This window comes from Photobacterium sp. R1 (assembly GCF_054600795.1).
Map to the genome: position 1 here is coordinate 1 of NZ_BAAHZP010000572.1, position 269 is coordinate 269.

Genomic DNA, 269 nt, shown 5'->3' on the forward strand with positions numbered 1-269 from the left:
CGCGAAATGGCATAAGCGATTAGTGCGGGTACGAATTTCTCCTGCCGTCTGCGGGCCTCGCAGCAGCAAAACACAGATAATGCCCTTTTCTTGTTCAGAGAACTGTAGTGTGCTGAATTCAGTGTTACAAAAGCGGTGCTGGTATTTAGCCACACGACTGCCAAACCCTGTAATTTCCTGAATTAAGCGCTTGGATTTCAAGCTTTCAAGCGTGTCCATGACCTCTGCCTCATTAAGCGACATGACAGGGTCACGGTTACTTTTTTGAT

Annotated in this window: 1 protein-coding gene; it reads right to left on the reverse strand. The window is 47.2% G+C overall.

What is annotated here, in order from left to right; translation table 11 throughout:
- Positions 1-269 (reverse strand): DUF480 domain-containing protein (locus ACYP03_RS26330; protein WP_459782713.1); only part of this gene is annotated, 269 nt, incomplete at both ends.